Annotated in this window: 16 protein-coding genes; 10 read left to right on the top strand and 6 right to left on the bottom strand. The window is 41.7% G+C overall.

Annotated elements, in window-relative coordinates; translation table 11 throughout:
* Positions 1-120 precede the first annotated feature (120 nt).
* Positions 121-1710 carry a hypothetical protein gene (locus tag JMX18_RS11610; protein WP_201587861.1) on the bottom strand — a complete coding sequence of 530 codons (1590 nt, stop codon included), beginning with the start codon at positions 1708-1710 and terminating at the stop codon, positions 121-123.
* Between the two features lie 602 nt (positions 1711-2312).
* Here JMX18_RS11610 and JMX18_RS11605 point away from each other — a divergent pair.
* The 6 genes from JMX18_RS11605 to JMX18_RS11580 all read left to right on the top strand — a co-directional run bounded on the left by JMX18_RS11605 (position 2313) and on the right by JMX18_RS11580 (position 7533).
* On the top strand, positions 2313-2921 hold the full coding sequence (locus tag JMX18_RS11605; RefSeq protein ID WP_227674651.1) for a rhomboid family intramembrane serine protease: 609 nt from the start codon (positions 2313-2315) through the stop codon (positions 2919-2921).
* A gap of 58 nt (positions 2922-2979) precedes the next feature.
* Positions 2980-3942, top strand: coding sequence for a metallophosphoesterase (locus JMX18_RS11600; protein ID WP_201587859.1), 963 nt, complete (start codon positions 2980-2982; stop codon positions 3940-3942).
* Positions 3943-4039: 97 nt separating this feature from the next.
* Positions 4040-4600, top strand: coding sequence for a 5-(carboxyamino)imidazole ribonucleotide mutase (purE, locus tag JMX18_RS11595; protein WP_201587858.1), 561 nt, complete (start codon positions 4040-4042; stop codon positions 4598-4600).
* A gap of 210 nt (positions 4601-4810) precedes the next feature.
* Positions 4811-6202, top strand: coding sequence for a 5-(carboxyamino)imidazole ribonucleotide synthase (locus JMX18_RS11590; RefSeq protein ID WP_201587856.1), 1392 nt, complete (start codon positions 4811-4813; stop codon positions 6200-6202).
* Positions 6202-6651 carry a YaiI/YqxD family protein gene (locus JMX18_RS11585; RefSeq protein ID WP_201587854.1) on the top strand — a complete coding sequence of 150 codons (450 nt, stop codon included), beginning with the start codon at positions 6202-6204 and terminating at the stop codon, positions 6649-6651. The genes JMX18_RS11590 and JMX18_RS11585 overlap by 1 nt, the downstream gene beginning before the upstream one ends.
* 243 nt (positions 6652-6894) lie before the next feature.
* On the top strand, positions 6895-7533 hold the full coding sequence (locus JMX18_RS11580) for an NAD(P)H-binding protein (protein WP_201587853.1): 639 nt from the start codon (positions 6895-6897) through the stop codon (positions 7531-7533).
* A gap of 134 nt (positions 7534-7667) precedes the next feature.
* Here the strand turns inward: JMX18_RS11580 and epmA are convergent, their stop codons facing one another.
* Genes epmA through JMX18_RS11565 form a run of 3 tightly spaced genes read right to left on the bottom strand, consistent with a single transcriptional unit; the run spans position 7668 to position 11127 of the window.
* A complete protein-coding gene (epmA, locus tag JMX18_RS11575) occupies positions 7668-8759 on the bottom strand; it encodes an EF-P lysine aminoacylase EpmA (RefSeq protein WP_201587852.1) in 1092 nt (363 codons plus the stop codon).
* Between the two features lie 28 nt (positions 8760-8787).
* A complete protein-coding gene (locus tag JMX18_RS11570; RefSeq protein WP_201587851.1) occupies positions 8788-9909 on the bottom strand; it encodes a 4-phosphoerythronate dehydrogenase in 1122 nt (373 codons plus the stop codon).
* Positions 9910-9966: 57 nt separating this feature from the next.
* On the bottom strand, positions 9967-11127 hold the full coding sequence (locus JMX18_RS11565; protein WP_201587850.1) for an AI-2E family transporter: 1161 nt from the start codon (positions 11125-11127) through the stop codon (positions 9967-9969).
* Positions 11128-11795: 668 nt separating this feature from the next.
* Between JMX18_RS11565 and JMX18_RS11560 the strand changes: the two genes are divergently transcribed.
* Positions 11796-13460 (top strand): NAD+ synthase, encoded by a 1665-nt coding sequence (locus JMX18_RS11560; RefSeq protein WP_201587849.1) that lies wholly within the window; start codon positions 11796-11798, stop codon positions 13458-13460.
* Positions 13461-13578: 118 nt separating this feature from the next.
* Positions 13579-14853: a hemolysin family protein gene (locus tag JMX18_RS11555; RefSeq protein ID WP_201587848.1), complete on the top strand. Its 1275-nt coding sequence runs from the start codon at positions 13579-13581 to the stop codon at positions 14851-14853.
* 64 nt (positions 14854-14917) lie between these two features.
* On the opposite strand, the gene JMX18_RS11550 is transcribed toward JMX18_RS11555, so the two are convergent.
* Positions 14918-15688 (bottom strand): YggS family pyridoxal phosphate-dependent enzyme, encoded by a 771-nt coding sequence (locus tag JMX18_RS11550; protein WP_201587846.1) that lies wholly within the window; start codon positions 15686-15688, stop codon positions 14918-14920.
* Positions 15689-15960: 272 nt separating this feature from the next.
* Between JMX18_RS11550 and JMX18_RS11545 the strand changes: the two genes are divergently transcribed.
* Positions 15961-17016 carry a type IV pilus twitching motility protein PilT gene (locus JMX18_RS11545; RefSeq protein WP_201587844.1) on the top strand — a complete coding sequence of 352 codons (1056 nt, stop codon included), beginning with the start codon at positions 15961-15963 and terminating at the stop codon, positions 17014-17016.
* Between the two features lie 30 nt (positions 17017-17046).
* Positions 17047-18168, top strand: a complete 1122-nt coding sequence (locus JMX18_RS11540) for a PilT/PilU family type 4a pilus ATPase (RefSeq protein ID WP_201587842.1) — start codon at positions 17047-17049, stop codon at positions 18166-18168.
* A 113-nt stretch (positions 18169-18281) separates the two neighbouring features.
* Here JMX18_RS11540 and fur read toward each other — a convergent pair whose 3' ends face one another.
* Positions 18282-18716 carry a ferric iron uptake transcriptional regulator gene (fur, locus tag JMX18_RS11535; RefSeq protein WP_201587840.1) on the bottom strand — a complete coding sequence of 145 codons (435 nt, stop codon included), beginning with the start codon at positions 18714-18716 and terminating at the stop codon, positions 18282-18284.
* Positions 18717-18976 lie beyond the last annotated feature (260 nt).

Raw genomic sequence — 18976 nt, 5'->3', positions numbered from 1 at the left:
ATTTTTCAGTGAGGACACGTAACTATAGTGAGCATACAGTAGCTAGAATCTCCTTATACCTTAAAAATCCTATAAGTAGATGAAGCTCTATGAGCAATTAGAGCCTTAAAATTTACTATTTTACTCAACTCGACTTTCATTAGATAACTGCTCTGCCACAATAATGGTCCCCGCTAAGTCCTCAACCTCTGACCTTGAGATAGCGTTCGTTGGCTGATTATTTAAGTTTCTACTGCGCTGACTATTACCACTGGTAAAAGGAGCAGGCTCTATATTATTGCCTGTGAGGTCATCTTCATCTGCGGGTTGATAATCTAAATTGGGACTGATATCGGTATTAGCTCTGAAGCTACTGCCCTCGCTACCACCAAGCTCATTGTCAGAGCTATTATCCTCAGTATTATTATCTTCAGTACTATTATCTTCAGTACTATTATCTATAGTATCGTTTTCATAATTATCGCCAGTCTTATTCGTTGATGATAATGAAGAGGATTCTACAGTAATGGTTAATGTTGGAGACACTGCTCGCATCTCCATCAATAAATTCGTTAGCATGGCCTCGTCAGGAGCTTGCAATTCAAGGCTATTGTCATGCAGCTGTAAGCGGGAAAAAGGGACGGATTTAAGCAAATCAAATATTTTTGATAAAGTATTTATATCAATACGAAGGTCATCTAAATGCTCAGCCACACCTGATTTTATCGTTAGCTCACAAATACTAGCTTGAGCGCCAAAGCTAGTAGTAAGCGCTTGCATCAGTTCACTCTGCAAATGAGCACCTCCCACACTTGCGCTACAAGTGTAAAGGCTCCCACTATCGTCTACCCCAACCAGGAGCTGGATAGGAGTTAACACATCAGCAGCTGACGTAGTGGTTGACTCTGCTACTACTGCTTCATTAACTATTATGCTATTGGGTTGTATGAACAATACCCACAACCCTGCAATGGCCATTAAAGTACTAAAAACTACTAGTGCTTTTATGCCTAGTCGTCTATTTTTATGGGTTAAAGGAGTGTGCTTAGAGTATTGTCTATTTGATGGGTTGTCATAGAAGGCATCATTAGCCATCGATGCTGGATCCAATTCTACTGCAGATAATTCTGGTTTAGTTATTGACTCATAAGTTGACGAATCTTTATTTGTCGATACTTGCTCATTTTCTAATCGGTTTATAACCGCTGTATCTTGAGTTTGCTCAATTAATTGGTCAGGGTTAAGCTTATCGTCTTGACTGCTCATTAGCGCTGCTGATTCAGTAGCAACTACTGACTCCGCCCAAACTGGTAAATACGGGCGCACTACTGCTTGCTGCTGCTGCAAGAATACAGGCAAAAACTTACCCTCAGACAATACTCTAAGCTCACGATAAGCCAGTGGTGCAGCCCAAATCAATAAGTCAGTGACTTGTCTCTCATCTATATGATAAGTGGCGGCTAACTCTGCAACCATCAACCTACGCTGACTTGAAAGTGGCCATAAACACTCAAATAACGGATGGGCGCTATTTAGTTGGCCTATCTGCACTTCTGCCATTAGCTTTTCAGCAGGTAGTGCTTTTATATCAATGTCCGAGGACAGCAGACGCACTATCAGCAAAGCATAAAATATCTCCAATAAACTGATATAGGCGATACTATTTTCTTGATTGATTCGAGCTAGTAAGGCAGTAGTAACTGTATCTTCAAGTTGAGCAAGGATAGTCATGAATGCTGCCTTTTGGCGTTACTTTTAAATAACGATAAATACCATAGGATAAATACTATAGATCGTAAATAGATGCTATGAATCGTCAGTTGGGTGGTAATTTTTGCTAAATTATAGAAGTGGCTAAATCGTAAAACGAACTATATAAGCGATTATCTAAACAGTTATCTGAGCGCATAAAACATAGCCTCAATTAGTATAAACAACACTTTAAAGTACAAGTTATAGAGTATCGATGTTATGTTCATGACAAATTCGGACTTATTTGTATAGCTATGTAAAAGGGGTTGACCGACACTTACCCTTTAAGCTTAATATATAGTCTCAGTAAGATTATAAATTCTATATAATGCGTGTTTGGTACTTTATGAATAAGCTTAGCTAGCGGCTAAAACTATAGATGCTGCCAGCTTACTTTTATCAATAGCCGCCATTCATAATGTATTCTATGCAATCTATGTACCAAAACTGCTTATTTTTTTGAAGATATTTTCAGACAAACGACCTCAATTACTGTAGCTATTATCATGCTTAGGTTCCACTAGGGCATATCGAATATTTAAAAATACGTTCTAATGAAGCCTAACCTAAGGATATTTTTTTTGTTCAATCATACTACGCTTATAATTATAGTTACTGTTATTGTCAGCTTGATAGCTTGGCAAAATAAAGCGGTACTTAATCGGTTGATATTCTACCCACCAGCTATCGAAGATGGCCAATGGTATCGTTTTATCACTCATGGTTTTATTCACGCCGATAGTATGCATTTGCTATTCAACATGTTTACCTTATACTTCTTTGGGCGAGCTATTGAAGGATTATACGAGCCTTTCTTAGGCGGTTATGGTTTTATCGTCTTTTATTTATTGGCTATTATTGTAGCGATGATACCCAGTTATTTGAAAAATAAAGGCAATGCCAGCTACCTAAGTTTGGGCGCATCCGGTGGGGTGTCGGCGGTATTGTTCGCCTTTATCTTACTAGCGCCGTGGGATATGATTTATTTGTTTGCAGTTATTCCGATTCCTGCCATTTTATTTGCCGTGGCTTATGTGGTTTATAGTATCAATGCGAATAAACGGGGCGGCTCTAATATCAACCATATGGCCCACCTGTGGGGCGGTGCGTTCGGTGTAGTAGCAACTATTGCCTTGGAGCCTCGGGTCTTACCTCACTTTATTAATGCGCTATTATCGCCAAGCTTTTGAGCTACCAGCTTTTAGCCTAAAAACTTTAGCTTTGATTATTTGAGATTAGATAGATTTTATGATTATAGATGTTATTGGTGATATTCACGGTTATGCTGACAAGCTTATCGGCCTGCTTGAGCAGTTGGGTTATGTCCATAATGGACAATATTTTGTCCCGCCAGCGAATCATCGAGCTTTGTTCATTGGTGACTTGATTGATCGTGGCCCTCAGCAGTTGGCGACCCTTGAGATTGTGTTTGCGATGATTGACGCCGGTGTTGCTGATGTAGTGATGGGCAATCATGAGTACAATGCACTAGCCTTTGCTACTCTGGATCCTGATAGCTCCAAGAGCAAAAAACGCTATCTGCGCTCACATAGTGAGATTCATACACGCCAACATCAAGCGTTTTTGGCAGAAGTGCCTTTTGGCTCAGAGCTGCATCAATACTGGCTCAAACGGCTTTATGAGATTCCATTATGGCTTGAAACTGATTATGCCTGCTTTGTCCATGCTTGCTGGGATGTGGATAGCATGGCTATTCTGCAACCACTGCTTACCGATGATAACCGCTTGACGCCGCAAGGACTGGTCGTGACCTCAAAAGAGCATAGCGTGCCTTTTGATGCTTTGGAGCGAGTGCTCAAAGGCGTAGAAACGCCACTACCAGACGGCATAGTGATGGTCGATAAAGAAGGAACCAAACGCACGCGGGTGCGGGTGCGCTGGTGGCTTGATAACCTAAACTCACGTACTATCCATGAGATTGCGCGCGCGCCGATGTCAGCTTTGGCGCAAATCCCGATAGATGCTTTAGCCGAAAATATCAACTTTGCCATCAAGACTGATAAGCCGGTGTTTGTCGGTCATTACTGGTTAACGGGCAAGCCTGAACCGCTAAGCCTGCAAGTGGTTTGTACCGACTATTCGGCCGCCATAGATAGTGGCTATCTGACTTGCTATCAATTAGATACTGATAATCCGCTGCCTTTATTGGCTGATAATTTTGTCCAATATCGTCACGATCAGACGGCTTAGTCAAAGTAATGAGACTGCATTTTAGAACAAAAGTTAAACGGGGCTTTACGGTTGACCCCAAATTTTTGTATGATGGTCCTTTTGAGGATAGTGCACTATGAGCGCCACATCGAATACTAGCTCCGCTGCTGAGCAACTTGCCCCTATCGACTCGCCTGCTGGTCAAGCCAAAGTCGGTATCATTATGGGCTCACAATCTGATTGGGCGACCATGCATAGTGCGGCGCAGTTATTAGCCGACTTTGATATCGCTTTTGAGTGTGAAGTAGTTTCAGCTCACCGGACGCCTGATCGTCTATTTGATTATGCTAAAGGCGCAAAAGATAAAGGCTTGCAGGTTATTATCGCTGGTGCCGGCGGCGCAGCTCATCTGCCCGGTATGTGTGCCAGCCAAACTCCTTTACCGGTATTAGGAGTCCCTGTGAAATCCTCTATGCTGAGCGGCTGGGATAGTTTATTATCTATCGTCCAGATGCCAAAAGGCGTGGCGGTAGGTACTTTAGCTATCGGTACAGCGGGTGCTTATAATGCAGCCCTACTCACTATTCAAATTCTAGCATTACATGACGAAAGTATCGCCGCCAAGCTCCATAGCCTTCGTCAGGCACAAACTGAGACTATCTTAAACAGTCCTACACCCGGTATTATAAATACTTAACGCTTATAACTGATCACAAAATGAATAGCGTTTTCCTTGACTTGATATTTATTTTCAAATAGGTTTTACTAGAGATAAGGTGCATAAAGTGCACCTTTTCCTATTTCTATTTACTGATCACCATTTATTATTTTGATAATCGTCTATTATTTAATGATTAACAAGTATCCAAAATTAATAATCACCCATTTTTGATTCAAAGAGCCCATCATGATTACAGCATCTGCTTATCCCGTTACTCAAACCATTCATACCATCGGTATTTTAGGTGGTGGTCAGCTCGGCATGATGCTGGCACAGGCAGCGCTACCCCTTGGTTATCGCTGCGTGTTTCTAGAAAACAATGCAGATTGCCCCGCTAGCCTATATGGACAAGTTTATAGTAGCGAGCAATTAGAAGATTTTATTACGGCGGCGGATGTTTTTACTTTAGAGTTTGAAAATACGCCGACTGCAACGGTTGAAAAGCTCGCAAAACTGTCCGCTGATAAGCACAAGCAAGGTATGTTTCCGCCCCCCATTGCCCTTGATATCGCTCAAGACCGTTTAAAAGAAAAACAGCTATTTAACGATTTAGATATCGCTACCGTGCCTTTTATGGCGGTCAGCTCACTAAAGGAGCTTAAGCAAGCCTGTGAGCAATTGGGTCTACCTATTGTGCTCAAGACCAGTCGTGGCGGTTATGATGGCAAAGGTCAGTACGTCATAAAACAGCAAGAAGATATTAATGAGGCGTGGCATGCGTTAAAAGATGCGGTTAGTGGTAAAGGCAGCTTAACCCCAACGCCTGCTCCTTTAATTGCAGAAGGCTTTATTCATTTTAGCCGTGAAGTTTCTATTATAGCCGCCCGTGGACAAGATGGCAGCGTACGCTGTTACGATCTGGTAGAAAACCATCATCATCACGGGATTTTAGCCAAGACACAAGCACCAGCCGTAGGTACCAGTCATTTATTTGCACAAGCAAAAGCTTCTATGACTACCCTGATGAATCATTTAAATTATGTCGGCGTAATGGCACTTGAATTATTCGTCAGTAAAGATGAGCGTGGACATGACTATTTGCTGGCTAATGAGATTGCCCCGCGGGTACATAATTCTGGACACTGGAGTATTGAGGGCGCCATTACCAGTCAATTTGAGAACCATATCCGTGCCGTTGTAGGCCTGCCTTTGGGGGATACGGATAATATTCATCCCGCCATTATGGTCAACGTATTGGGACAATATCCTGATATCAGTGCTGTCGCCGCTATCGATGGCGCTCATTATCACAGCTATCATAAACAGGAACGTGAAGAGCGTAAAATCGCCCATATTACCTTAATGCCTAATGACGTTGCGGACTTAGACACGGCATTAGATCAGCTGATTGCGGTATTACCCAATAAAGTGGGTCTGGAAAAGAATCTCAATACCAATAGCAATGCTCAAAGTGAAGCTGATGATAAAGTTGAAGTTGCTGATACCGACGCTATTGTTAGTGATACCACTGTTAGCGACGCTGAAGCTGAGCAACTTCAAAAAGACAGAGATATGGATAATCAAAAAGCTAATACTAAAAAGCAAACGGATAATGAGCGTAAAGAGGCTAAAAAATAATGCAAATTTGGGTAGATGCGGACTCAGTACCTCTGATCGCCAAAGACTTGATTATAAAAACTGCTGAGCGTACCAAGACGGTGGCGATATTCGTCGCCAATCAGCCGATTAAACTACGTAAATCGCCATTATTAGTGATGACCGTGGTGCCGCAAGGGTTTGATAAAGCCGATGATTATATCGCCGAAAATATTCAAGCCGGCGATTTGGCGATTACTAGCGACATTCCTTTAGCTAATGACATTCTCGATAAAGGCGGTAAAGTACTCACGGCGCGCGGGGTGGTTTACGATAAGAATAACATCAAGCAAAAGCTCAACATGCGCGACTTTATGGACACCATGCGCGGTACTGGGGTGTTAGAACTCCAAGAGATGAGCGGGCAAAAGCCTTATGGCGATCGTGATAAAAAAGCCTTTGCTGATGGCCTTAATCGTTTGGTTCGTTAATATCTGTTAATTCGTTAATCTGCCAACATTTAAGGCTCACTATTTTCTTTTATAGCTTATCCTCTTTTATATCTTGCAAACCCTTACATTCTGCAACCAAACATAATTTAATAGCCACTTATCATAACTGAGTGCGTCAACTTTTTTTGTTATTGTATACCTAGTTATTAGCAATAAATCAAAATTAAAAATGAATAACTTTTGCTAACTTCTTAAAATACATTAACAATAATAGGAAATAATATGAAAATTTTAGTTATAGGTGCTAGTGGCCGTGTTGGCGGTAAATTAGTCGAGCAATTATTAGACGATAACCACCAAGTCATCGGTACGACTCGCCAAGATAAACAACTATTCGATAACAGCAACTACAGCCAATTAGACTTGGATCTTACCGCTAATAAAGATGAGATTCAAAAACAAATGGACGATGATATCGAAGCCGTTTATTTTGTAGCCGGCTCTGGTGGCAAAGATATACTAGAAGTCGATCTGCATGGTGCCGTCAAAACCATGCAAGCTGCTCAGGATAAAGGCATTCAGCGTTATATTATGCTGAGCTCAGTATACTCAATGGATACCAGCAAATGGGATAATCCTGCCATTGCTGAATTAAAAGAATATTACATCGGTAAGCACTATGCCGATAACTGGTTGGTTAACGACAGCACTTTGGATTACACCATCGTCCAACCCGGTGCCCTAAAAGAACGTGCTGGTACTGGTAAAATTGCTATAAACACGAATGAGGCTGGCGAAAACTCGATTGAAGACGTAGCTGCGACTCTAGCTGCCGTACTTAATGCCGATAATGCCAGCAAAAAAGTATTCCACATGCAAAATGGCGATACTGAGATTAAACAAGCTATTGCAAACCTATAAGCGCTTAGCTTAGTAAGTCAAAAATAGCATGGTAATAAATAGTAATAAAGCGGGCGAACCTTTTGGTTTGCCCGCTTTTACTTGTGCTGGGATTAAAGTAGGATTTACTGAGTAATAAACCTAATACCATCAACCTAAGCCAAACCACTAGGGAAAGGAATGACCTCTTGTAGACTATCAGCCGAACTAATCACCATCAGCAATCGATCTAAACCAACCGCTATGCCGCTACAAGCAGGCAAATCATCACTTGCCTTCAATAAATGCTCATCTATAGGCATCGACGGCAAACCGTGATGGCGGCGTAAGATATTATCCTGCTCAAAACGCTGACGCAAAGCTTGCCCATCAGCTAATTCATCATAAGCGTTGGCAATCTCAATGCCTTTGATATACAGCTCAAAACGCTTGGCGACTAGATTACCCTCTTTATCTATAGCAGTCTTTGCCAAAGCTGCAGTAGCTGGCGGATAATCAATAATCAAAGTGGGCAGATTATGGCCTAAATTAGGCTCAACAATATGACTAAATAACAGATCCAGCCAGCTTTGGCGGATATCTATCAAGTCTTCTTGCTCATTCGTCTCATTATTAATGGGCGTTATCTCAAAATTTAAACCTGCTAAGCCTTTATCTTCGGCAACAGCTTGTAGTGCTTCAATACTAGCGGTCAGCGGATGGATACCTACATAGTCCATAAAAGCATCGACATAGCGATAATGACTCATAACGATAGGATAACCATATAACACTTCTAGCAGTTGACCCAACTCCTCCGCTAAATCCGTCAAACTATAACCCGGTTGATACCACTCCAGCATAGTAAATTCAATATTATGCTGTGTTCCTATCTCGTTATCACGAAACACGGGGCAAATCTGATAAATAGCCACTTGCCAGCTGGCCAGCAAACGCTTCATGGCAAATTCAGGCGAGGTATGCAAATAAAACATCTGCGCCTTATCTTGATAAGTGACATTAGCCGCTACGGATTGCAAAAAGGTATCGGTATTGCCCGCTTGCGAAAGCATCGGCGTTTGCACCTCTAATACTTGCCGCTGCGCGAAGAACTTACGAATATCCGCTAACAGCTGCGCGCGTTTTTTTGCCATGGCTAAAGTCATAGTCGGAGCATAACTTTTAGCCTCATTACTATTAATATTGTTATTAGGCTTATGATTAATATTGTTTTCAACAGCGTCTACGTTAAAGGGATTTACGCTCATTGCTCATTTATTCCTGTCCTATTTGTGCTCAATTACCAAACTGCCATTCACGGCGCAAATGATAGTCACGGCGCAGATTATCAAAGTCCTGCCCATTTACCTGACCTTCCTTACACTGGGCACGTAGCTGCTGATCATCTTGCCTGATGTCATAGAACTTGGGCAATTTATCTGGATGCGATTTTAACTCCGACCAAAGGTACATATTAACAGGGAGCAGATGATGCATAGACTGCTTGGGCAGTATATCCATATGTGCGCAGAAAGCCTCATAAATCATTTGAGTGCCGCGCAGCTTACCCTCCAAGCTATAGCCAGCAATATGCGGAGTAGCAAGAGCTAGCTTAGAAAGTAGCTGTTCGGCTATTTGTGGTTCATCTTCAAATACGTCGAGTACGACTTGCCTATTACTTTTTTGGATATCCGCTACAAGCGCAGCGTTATCAATGACTGGTCCACGGGCGCTATTAATCAACAGCGTTTGAGCTGGCATCATATTTAATGCGCTTTGATCTATTAAATGGCGCGTGGGGTAATCACTACTGATTTGATTATCTTGATTATCATTATGTTTTTTATCGGTGAGCGGTACATGTAAACTGATGACATCACTTTGGTTAATGACCTGCTCAAAGCTGGCGTTATTCAGGTTTGACACCGGCAATAAAGGATCATAGCCTAATACTTGCCAGCCTAAATCGTCAGCGTACTGCGCAAGAGTGCTACCGATGTTACCTAAGCCGATAATACCTAGTGTCATGGACTGCTGCCAATACTCGGGATGCAGGGTCATTATAGCGCTCAGCACATACTGGGCGACCGAATGCTTACTACTGCCAGCGGCATTGGCAAAGGTGATATTACGCGCCGCTAAATACGGCTGATCGACATGATCAGTGCCTAAGGTGGCAGAGCCCACAAAGTGAACGCTTTGATTGTTTGCTAACAAAGCCTCATTTACCGGCGTTACCGAGCGCACCAGTAGTACCTCAGGTTCTATCTGCGCGAGTAGTGCCGCATTGATATCACGCCCAGCTACTTTGATGACGTCCACTTCTTGAAGATGGGTTGCTGCCAGCGCCTCAGTATTAAAAAAATCATCAAGACTGGCAATATTACTATCAGCGAGGATAGTAAGCTTATTAGTCATAAATAAGCTCCTTTATAATTGTTTGTTTATAAGGTCTTAACTTTCAGCTTTAAATCATTATGATTTATTAGGCTTATCATTTTTATTGTCTTGGTCGTACTCATCAAATTTTAATAACATTTGATTATTAGTAAGGGTGCGCTCTTTTGGTGCAAATATCTCATTTTCATGTTGAGATATCCATTCACGCCAGACGGCAAGTCCAATAGCCAATACGACTGGGCCAATAAATAGACCGACAAAACCAAAAGCGGTCAGTCCCCCTAAGACCCCAATAAAGATAATGATAAATGGAATCTTGGTAGCGCCGCTGATGACAATAGGCCGAATCAAATTATCCACCCAGCTGACTACTAACATACCCCATAAGCCCAGCCCAATACCTTCTAAAGTCTGCCCTTGACTCAGTAACCAAACTGACACTGCGCCCCAAACGAATGGCGTACCAAATGGGATTAAAGCAATCACAAAAGTAAGAATAGTTAATAAAATAGGACTCGGAGCATCAGCAAAGTAGTAGCCCACACCAGCGAGTAAAGCCTGAGCTAGCGCCGTCAGACCGATGCCATACACCACCGCCCGCGTAGTCATACCAACCGAGTCGATATAACCATCGATACGATTGCCAATGATGTTGCGTAGCGCTTGACGAATTTGCCGCACCAGACTAATACCATCACGATAAAAAAAGAATAGGGTCATCAATGCCATGCCAAGCTTGGTCAGGCTACTTAGAACCACATCAAGCGCCACCTTGCCATAATAGAGATGCGACTGGATCCAGTTTCTAAAGGCTTCCAATGTCCCTTCAGGGTTTTGATTGATGCGCCATAAGGTATCTTTAATTTGTTGACCAATCACTGGTAAATCTTTGATAGATTCAGGGACGTCAAGATAGCCCGCTTTAATTCGGTAGATAAAGTTGCTATAAAGGCTAAGCGCCTCCTGCTGTAAGATGAATACCCCTATAACCAGAGGCACCCCGATAATTAAGGAGATGCTAACGGTCATGATGCCAGCGCTAAAACTGGGACCAAACTTTGCCTTTTTGTGAAAGAACTTATAAATAGGAAAAGTTACGTAGGCCAAAATCGCCGCCCACAATGCCGGCACAATAAAAAACTGTACCACCTGAAAGCATAAAATAAACAGCGCTACCAGCAAAGTTATTGCTAGTAAACGCTGAATCACCACCTCTTTTGTCCAGTTTTCAATCATAGAAAATAAACCAAAAATTGACAGTAAAATCTAATATGATTCCACTGAAAAACATATAAACACCCAGACATTAGTTTACAAAGTATTTTTATAAACGATATCTATTGGCAATTGGCAAAATAATATAAATTTGATAGCGATTGATAGTTATAAACGAATAAACTTAGCTGTTAAAGTTCATTATGCAATAAGATATTATAAATAAATAATGTTGAGTTGTAATTTTTACTTACAATTTCATCCATAGTAAATAGCTAGTCAACAGTAGGATTATCAATAAGATAATAACTAAATGGCTATTATTTAATCTGTTTTATTTATCATTTTTTTATACAAAAAGTTATCGATTAAAGCGGACAAAATACTGCTACGTTTTCGTAGCATTAACAATTGATGTTATACTAAAGTGATTAATTAATGTTGTTTTAACTATTTAACAGCATTTAAATGTCATTCTAGCACTTAGTCTATTCTATCAACACCTTTAAAATACTACAGTTGATAACTGGCTTTAGCAGCGCTTATAGCTAAGCGTTATCTATGCAGACAGCGCATTGCTGACGGCATAATTTTTTTAGTTAATTTTTAATATTTATAACTTGAGTGCAATATTTAAATCTTTTAACACCCCTTAAATTCTAAATAATATATAGATAGGAACAATAACAATGTCAAAAGACACTGATAATCCCAACCTGACACCGCCTCCAAATACGGTCACTTTTGCTTTAGCGCAGTCACATTTTTTAGTCGGCGATATTACCGCTAACGCTGAAAAAATGCGTACTTTAGCATTGCAAGCACGAGATCAAGGCGCTGATGTCATCGTTTTCCCCGAGCTGGCTTTGATAGGTTATCCACCGCAGGACTTACTATTACGTCCTAGTCTCTCCGGACGGGTCAAAAGCGCCTTGTCAGCACTGAGTGATATCGAAGATATTGTCATGATCGTGGGCTACCCGCATGTAGACCACCATGGTACTTTTAACTCCGCTGCTATTCTACATAACGGTCATCAAAAAGGGTTTTACCATAAGCAATTCTTGCCTAATTATGGAGTATTCGATGAACGTCGTTATTTCGATAGAGGCCGTAATCAAGTACTATTCGACTATAAAGGTATCACCATTGGCTTGCTCATTTGTGAAGACCTATGGGAAAAAGGGCCCATTGCTGAGCTAAAAAAGCAAGGCGCTGATATTGTCGTCAGTCTAAACGCTTCACCTTTTGAGATGGAGAAACAAGACAATCGCAAGGCCATGCTAACCAAACGTAGTCGTGAACATAACTTGCCTATTGTTTATATTAATGCAGTGGGTGGTCAAGATGACTTAGTATTCGACGGTGGTTCGATGGCGGTACAAGCCGATGGCACGGTCGCCCACGAGGCCTCACGTTTTGTCGAGCAGTTGCTATTAACTACTTTAGAGGTCGGTAGCTCTAAGTTTGATGCCCAAGCCAAAGCTCCGTTGACCCTCAGCCGTGAGTCAGAGATTTATCAGGCGTTAGTGGTAGGCTTGCGTGATTACGTCTATCATTCTGGGTTTTCTGGCGTCTTGATTGGTCTATCAGGTGGCATAGATTCGGCGTTAACCTTATGTATCGCCGTTGACGCTTTGGGTGCGGATAAAGTTTATGCGGTTATGATGCCTTATGAATATACTTCCAAGATCAGTTTGGAGGACGCACAGGCTCAAGCGCGTCGATTGAATGTCTCTTATACCGTCTGCCCTATCTTCGATGCGGTCGAAGGTATCCGCCATACCCTTGCCCCCTTATTCAACCAGTCGCCAGCAGACACTACCGAAGAGAATATTCAAGCCCGCGCACGCGGAGTTGTCTTAATGGCGCTGTCGAATAAGTTTGGACACTTAGTGCTGACCACCGGTAACAAATCCGAATTGGCGGTGGGCTACTCGACTCTATATGGGGATATGGCGGGCGGATTTGATGTCTTAAAAGATGTTTATAAGTCAAAAGTTTATGACCTTGCCAACTATCGTAACCGTCTTGAAGATACACCGGTTATCCCGGAAAGAGTGATTACTCGCCCGCCGTCAGCTGAGCTGCGACCAGATCAAAAAGACCAAGATAGTCTGCCTGACTATGACGTATTAGATGGTATTTTAACCTTATATATCGATGAAGATATGGGCTATCAAGATATTATCGACAAAGGCTTTGATGCTAATATAGTCGCTAAAATCATCAAAATGGTAGATAATAGTGAGTATAAACGCCGTCAAGCCCCTATTGGTACTAAAATTAGCCATAAAGCCTTTGGGCGCGAGCGTCGTTATCCACTGGTTAATAAGTGGTCCATAAATGGCTAAGCTTTATTAAGTGTTTTAAACTTAACTCTATCTTATTGCTTTACTTTATAATTAGCTGGGTTTTTGCCCAGCTTTTTTTTGTTATCAACGACCCCATTTATTTTTATCCGAGTATTTCATGAGCTTGCTAACTGCTAGTGTGTTTCTTCTTTTATTACTGGCGCTCAGTGCCTTTGTCTCTGGTGCCGAAATTGCTATCGCCGCCAGTCGCAAAATTAAACTTCAAGTTATGGCAAAAGAGGGGGATAAGCGTGCGCTTCACGTCCTCTACATGCAAGAGCATTCTGGTAGCTTCATTACTGTAGTTCAAGTGGTGCTCAATGCGGTCGCCATCTCCGCTGGGGCGATTGGCGAGTCTGCAATCAGTCCGTATTTACTAAGCATATTCGACCATGAAGCATTAGCTTCGGTTATCTCTTTCGTCATAATCACTAGTGTGTTTTCTCTACTTGCTGATTTGATGCCTAGACGCCTGGCGATGTCGAACGCTGACAATATTGCGGTAAAGTTAGTCAGACCGATGATGGTTTTAATCTTTATCTTTAAGCCTATTATTTGGGTTTTCGATGGCGCAGCTAACTTGCTATTCAAAGCCTTTGGGGTGTCAACAGTTCGTCAAGATGATATGACCTCAGAGGATATTTATGCGGTGATGGATGCTGGTGCTGAAGCTGGAGTCATCAAACAACAAGAACACCATCTGATCGAAAATATCTTTGAGATGCAAGCACGTACTGTCACATCAGTTATGAATCCACGCGAACATATCGTCTATTTTGATAGCAACGCTTCCTCTGAGGAGGTGGTCGAGACTATGATTCGCCAACCCCACAATAAATTTTTAGTTTGCAATGATGATGATCTAGAACATATCATAGGTTACGTAGAATCTAGACAATTCTTAGCGTTAGTGCTGGAGCAGCAAGAGGTCAGCCTCAACGATAAAGCGCTGTTAAAACCCGCACTATTTATTCCCAATAACTTATCTTTATTTGAAGTGTTAGAGACTTTTAAGTCTACTGGCGCAGATTTCGCTGTTATCATTAATGAGTACGCTTTAGTAGTTGGTGTTATCACCTTAAGAGATGTGATGAGTATCGTTATGGGCGAACTGGTGACTGTGGAGGAGCAGCCTATTGTGCAGCGCGCTGATGACTCTTGGCTCATCGATGGTATGACCCCTATTGAGGATGTGGTGCGTGCGCTCGGTATCATCAGCCTGCCTTATAGTGAAAACTACGAAACCATTAGCGGCTTTATGACTTATATGCTGCGTAAAATCCCCAAAAAGACCGATAGTCTTGAATATGGCAACTATCGCTTTGAAGTATTGGCGACCAATAACCTGAAAATTAATCAGTTATTGGTGACCAAACTTGATGACCTACCTTAACATTTAATTAAGCAATTGCTTAAATGAGCATGTTGAATGCGCATGGTTATAGTGCAAAAATAATTTAGTCGCGTGCACCAAATATGGCGGTGCCCACTCGTACCATAGTAGAACCCTGGGCAATAGCTTCGGTCATATCACCACTCATTCCCATGCTCAAAGTATCCCAATTATCCAGCTCTGGATGAGTCTGTTTGACCTCATCGAACAACTGTTTAGTGCGCATAAACGCATCGGTATCATCGACAGCTGGGATAATCATTAACCCCCGTAGCTGCAGGCGTTCATAATCCTTGATAGTCTCAATCAATTTCTGGAGCTCTTCAGGACGACAGCCTGATTTACTTTCTTCATCATCAATATTAACTTGAATCAATACCTTAAGAGGCGACATATCCTGCGGACGCTGCTCGTTTAGGCGTTTAGCAATAATGTCTCGCTCAATGGTCTGTACCCAATCAAAATGCTCGGCGATATCACGAGTTTTATTACGCTGAATATGACCGATGTAGTGCCATACTACATTCTCACTCTCCTGATGGCCTTGCAGTGCTTTTATCTTTTCGATAGCTTCTTGTAGATAGTTCTCACCAAAATCACGTTGTCCTTCTTGAGCCAAAGAGGCAATCATCTCAGCAGGTTTAGTTTTTGACACCGCAAGGAGCTTTACCTTATCCATGTCGCTAATATGTGCTTGACTGCAAGCTTGCTCAAGCTGCCCTCGCACTTGTTGCCAATTATCGATCAGCAGCGGCTTATCAATACTATTAGAATTATTTTTGTCAAAATCAGCATGCGGATCAAACTTTTGGTTTAGGCTTGGTTGGGTATTCATAAAGATGCTTACCTTCTAATATTTATAGGTTAATCATACATAGGAGAGCATAACAAATAATAGCTAACAAAATTGAGTATCGTCTAAAACTTCAATATTTTTGCATTTATTTATGGTAGTAGATGGTTAATGTAACTTGATTTTGTTATCATATTGTTACATTATCTAACTAATAATGCTGTAAATAGAAGAAATTGTAATTAAGGCTACCGTTTTATTTGTTGCTACGTTTTCTTTGTTTGACGCTTATAAATTAATGGGATTGTGCGGTTATGACTGAAAAAAGTAACTTAAGTATCGAAGATCTGCTGCGCTTTACGGTTAAGCATCAAGCATCAGATTTGCATATCTCCGCTGGAATGCCGGCTATGATACGTGTCGATGGTGAAATGACCCGTATTAATATGCCGCCGATGACCCATCAAGTCGTGCATCAGCTCATTTATGACATCATGAATGACAAACAGCGTGCAGATTTCGAGGAGTTTTTTGAAACAGATTTTTCTTTTGAGATTCCAAAGCTTGCACGATTCCGGGTTAACGCTTTCAATCAAAATCGGGGCGCAGGTGCCGTATTTCGTACCATTCCATCAAAAGTACTTACCTTAGATGACTTAGGAATGGGCGATGTCTTCAAGCGTGTCTCAGACTTCAAACGCGGCATAGTATTGGTTACAGGCCCTACCGGCTCTGGTAAGTCAACCACCCTTGCCGCCATGATTGATTATATCAATGAGACTCGAAAAGAGCATATCTTGACCATCGAGGATCCTATAGAATTTGTCCATGAATCCAAAAAAAGCCTGATCAATCAGCGTGAAGTTCACCGTGACACCTTAGGCTTTGAGCCTGCATTACGCTCAGCTTTGCGGGAAGATCCGGATGTTATCCTAGTTGGTGAGCTTCGTGATCTGGAAACTATTCGTTTAGCCTTGACCGCTGCTGAAACTGGCCATCTGGTCTTTGGCACCTTGCATACCAGTTCAGCTGCTAAAACCATTGACCGAGTAATTGACGTCTTCCCTGCTGCTGAAAAAGACATGATTCGAGCAATGATATCTGAATCTTTACAAGCGGTAATTTCCCAAACCTTATTAAGACGTAGCGCCGGTGGCCGAGTGGCTGCCCATGAGATTATGCTTGGCACCCCCGCCATCCGTAATCTCATCCGTGAAAATAAAATTGCGCAAATGTACTCTTCTATCCAAACCGGCGCTGGTGACGGTATGATTACCCTTGATCAAACCCTAAAGAACTTAGTGTCAAAAGGGGTCATCACCAAAGACGTTGCTCGTCCCTATGCTAAACAGCCAGAAGCATTTATTTAAATGCATTTTTAAGGATAACAGGTACGTGCTATGGAATTTGATAAGCTACTACATTTAATGGTCAAAAATAACGGCTCCGATCTCTTTATTACTGCCAATGTTGCTCCATCAATGAAAATCAATGGTGCTATCCGTCCGATTGGTAAGCTGCCTTTGACTGCTGAACAGACTATGGCGCTGGTTAAGAGCATCATGACCATCAGCCAACAAGAGGAGTTTGATAAAACTAACGAATGTCAGTTTGCTATTACCGATAAGGCGCAACAAGCACGGTTTCGAGTCAGTGCTTTTATGCAGCGCGATATGGCCGGCATGGTATTACGGAAGATTGAAAATAAAATTCCGACGGTTGAAGAGCTCAGACTGCCTGCTTCGTTGACCGAGCTTGCTATGCAAAAACGTGGCATTATTCTATTAGTAGGTGCTACTGGTACTGGTAAATCGACAACGCTCGCTGCTATGGTAGGGCACCGTAACCAGCATTCGCATGGTCATATCATTACTATTGAGGACCCCATCGAATTTGTCCATCAGCATCAGGGCTGTATCATTACCCAGCGCGAAGTGGGTATCGATACGCATTCGTTTGAAGCGGGTCTCAAGAACACCTTACGTCAAGCGCCCGACGTTATTTTGATCGGCGAGATTCGTAACCGTGAAGTCATGAGCTATGCTATTCAATATGCGGAGACCGGACACTTAGTATTTGCAACCTTGCACGCCAACAATGCCAACCAAGCTATTGACCGTATTATTCACTTCTTTGAAAGCGAGCGTCATAGTCAGTTATTTATGGATTTATCATTGAATCTAAGAGCTATTATCGCTCAGCAATTGATTCCAACTCCTGATGGCAAAGGACGTAGAGTAGCTATCGAGATCTTGCTTAATTCACAACTAATAAGTGATTATATTCGTAAAGGTGAAGTGCATGAGCTCAAGGAAGTTATGACGCGCTCACGAGATAGCGGTATGCAAACCTTTGATCAGGCATTGTTCGACCTTTATGAAAATGGAGAGATTACCTATAGCGATGCCATTAAGCATGCTGACTCCCCTAATGATTTACGTCTAAAAATCAAACTCAGTAGTAAAAATGCAGATAATAACCTTGATGAAGGCGCAGATAGTTTATCTTTGAACCTAAACTAAGAGCAGCTCATTGAATAGCGACCCCGATCTATTAGTATAAAACCATCGGCATAAAAAACAGCCCTCAATATGAGCGCTGTTTTTTATAGTGTTTTATTTTGAGAAGCTTAAGGCTATTTTGCACTATCCTGACAAGCCTGATTGTTACAGATACCGTAGAGCACTAATGAATGACCTGACAACTTAAAACCATGCTCATCAGCCACTTTAAGTTGTTCAGCTTCAATGATTTCATTATGAAATTCAATAATTTTGCCACAGATATCGCATACCAGATGATCATGATGCTCCTCCTGGGTAATCTCGAACACCGATAGATTGTTCTCAAAGTTGTGACGCTCAACGATACCTGCTTGTTCAAACTGAGTAAGCACTCGATATACAGTAGCCAATCCCACATCTTCACCTTGTTCAATCAGCGCTTTATAGACCTCTTCAGCACTCATATGATGACGCTCAGCACTTTCGAGCAGTTCTAAAATTTTGATTCGCGGTAAGGTGACTTTTAATCCCGCTTTACGTAAGTCTTGATTGGTAATAGAAGCCATAATATCCCTTCTGACTATAAAGTCTTAGCAAATAAATAAAATAGATAAAAGTATAATTATTATAGGAAAGCAACCTTAGCTCATTAAACCTTAGTGTTAGATTGATGTTACTTTCTATAGACTATAGCTTAACATTATCTGATAAAGATAGTGCAAGTCTATGAATTTGAAACATAATATTTATCTGAGCTGCTAACCATACCCTCGAATAGCGTTTTATAAATAATGTCGTAAGTGGTAGGCAATTGCAAGTAAATGAC

The organism is Psychrobacter jeotgali, assembly GCF_904846315.1.
In the GTDB taxonomy this organism is placed as follows: domain Bacteria; phylum Pseudomonadota; class Gammaproteobacteria; order Pseudomonadales; family Moraxellaceae; genus Psychrobacter; species Psychrobacter jeotgali.
Note: the sequence above shows the minus strand (reverse complement) of the source record. Positions and strands in the feature narration are given on the sequence as shown.

Bases quoted from the DNA above. Each gene is read 5' to 3' on its own strand.
- purE (WP_201587858.1), top strand. From the start codon at position 4,040: ATGAGCGCCACATCGAATACTAGCTCCGCTGCTGAGCAACTTGCCCCT.
- JMX18_RS11550 (WP_201587846.1), bottom strand. From the start codon at position 15,688: ATGAATACCCAACCAAGCCTAAACCAAAAGTTTGATCCGCATGCTGAT.
- JMX18_RS11580 (WP_201587853.1), top strand. From the start codon at position 6,895: ATGAAAATTTTAGTTATAGGTGCTAGTGGCCGTGTTGGCGGTAAATTA.
- JMX18_RS11570 (WP_201587851.1), bottom strand. From the start codon at position 9,909: ATGACTAATAAGCTTACTATCCTCGCTGATAGTAATATTGCCAGTCTT.
- JMX18_RS11590 (WP_201587856.1), top strand. From the start codon at position 4,811: ATGATTACAGCATCTGCTTATCCCGTTACTCAAACCATTCATACCATC.
- JMX18_RS11555 (WP_201587848.1), top strand. From the start codon at position 13,579: ATGAGCTTGCTAACTGCTAGTGTGTTTCTTCTTTTATTACTGGCGCTC.
- JMX18_RS11545 (WP_201587844.1), top strand. From the start codon at position 15,961: ATGACTGAAAAAAGTAACTTAAGTATCGAAGATCTGCTGCGCTTTACG.
- epmA (WP_201587852.1), bottom strand. From the start codon at position 8,759: ATGAGCGTAAATCCCTTTAACGTAGACGCTGTTGAAAACAATATTAAT.
- JMX18_RS11565 (WP_201587850.1), bottom strand. From the start codon at position 11,127: ATGATTGAAAACTGGACAAAAGAGGTGGTGATTCAGCGTTTACTAGCA.
- JMX18_RS11560 (WP_201587849.1), top strand. From the start codon at position 11,796: ATGTCAAAAGACACTGATAATCCCAACCTGACACCGCCTCCAAATACG.
- JMX18_RS11610 (WP_201587861.1), bottom strand. From the start codon at position 1,710: ATGACTATCCTTGCTCAACTTGAAGATACAGTTACTACTGCCTTACTA.
- JMX18_RS11540 (WP_201587842.1), top strand. From the start codon at position 17,047: ATGGAATTTGATAAGCTACTACATTTAATGGTCAAAAATAACGGCTCC.
- fur (WP_201587840.1), bottom strand. From the start codon at position 18,716: ATGGCTTCTATTACCAATCAAGACTTACGTAAAGCGGGATTAAAAGTC.
- JMX18_RS11585 (WP_201587854.1), top strand. From the start codon at position 6,202: ATGCAAATTTGGGTAGATGCGGACTCAGTACCTCTGATCGCCAAAGAC.
- JMX18_RS11600 (WP_201587859.1), top strand. From the start codon at position 2,980: ATGATTATAGATGTTATTGGTGATATTCACGGTTATGCTGACAAGCTT.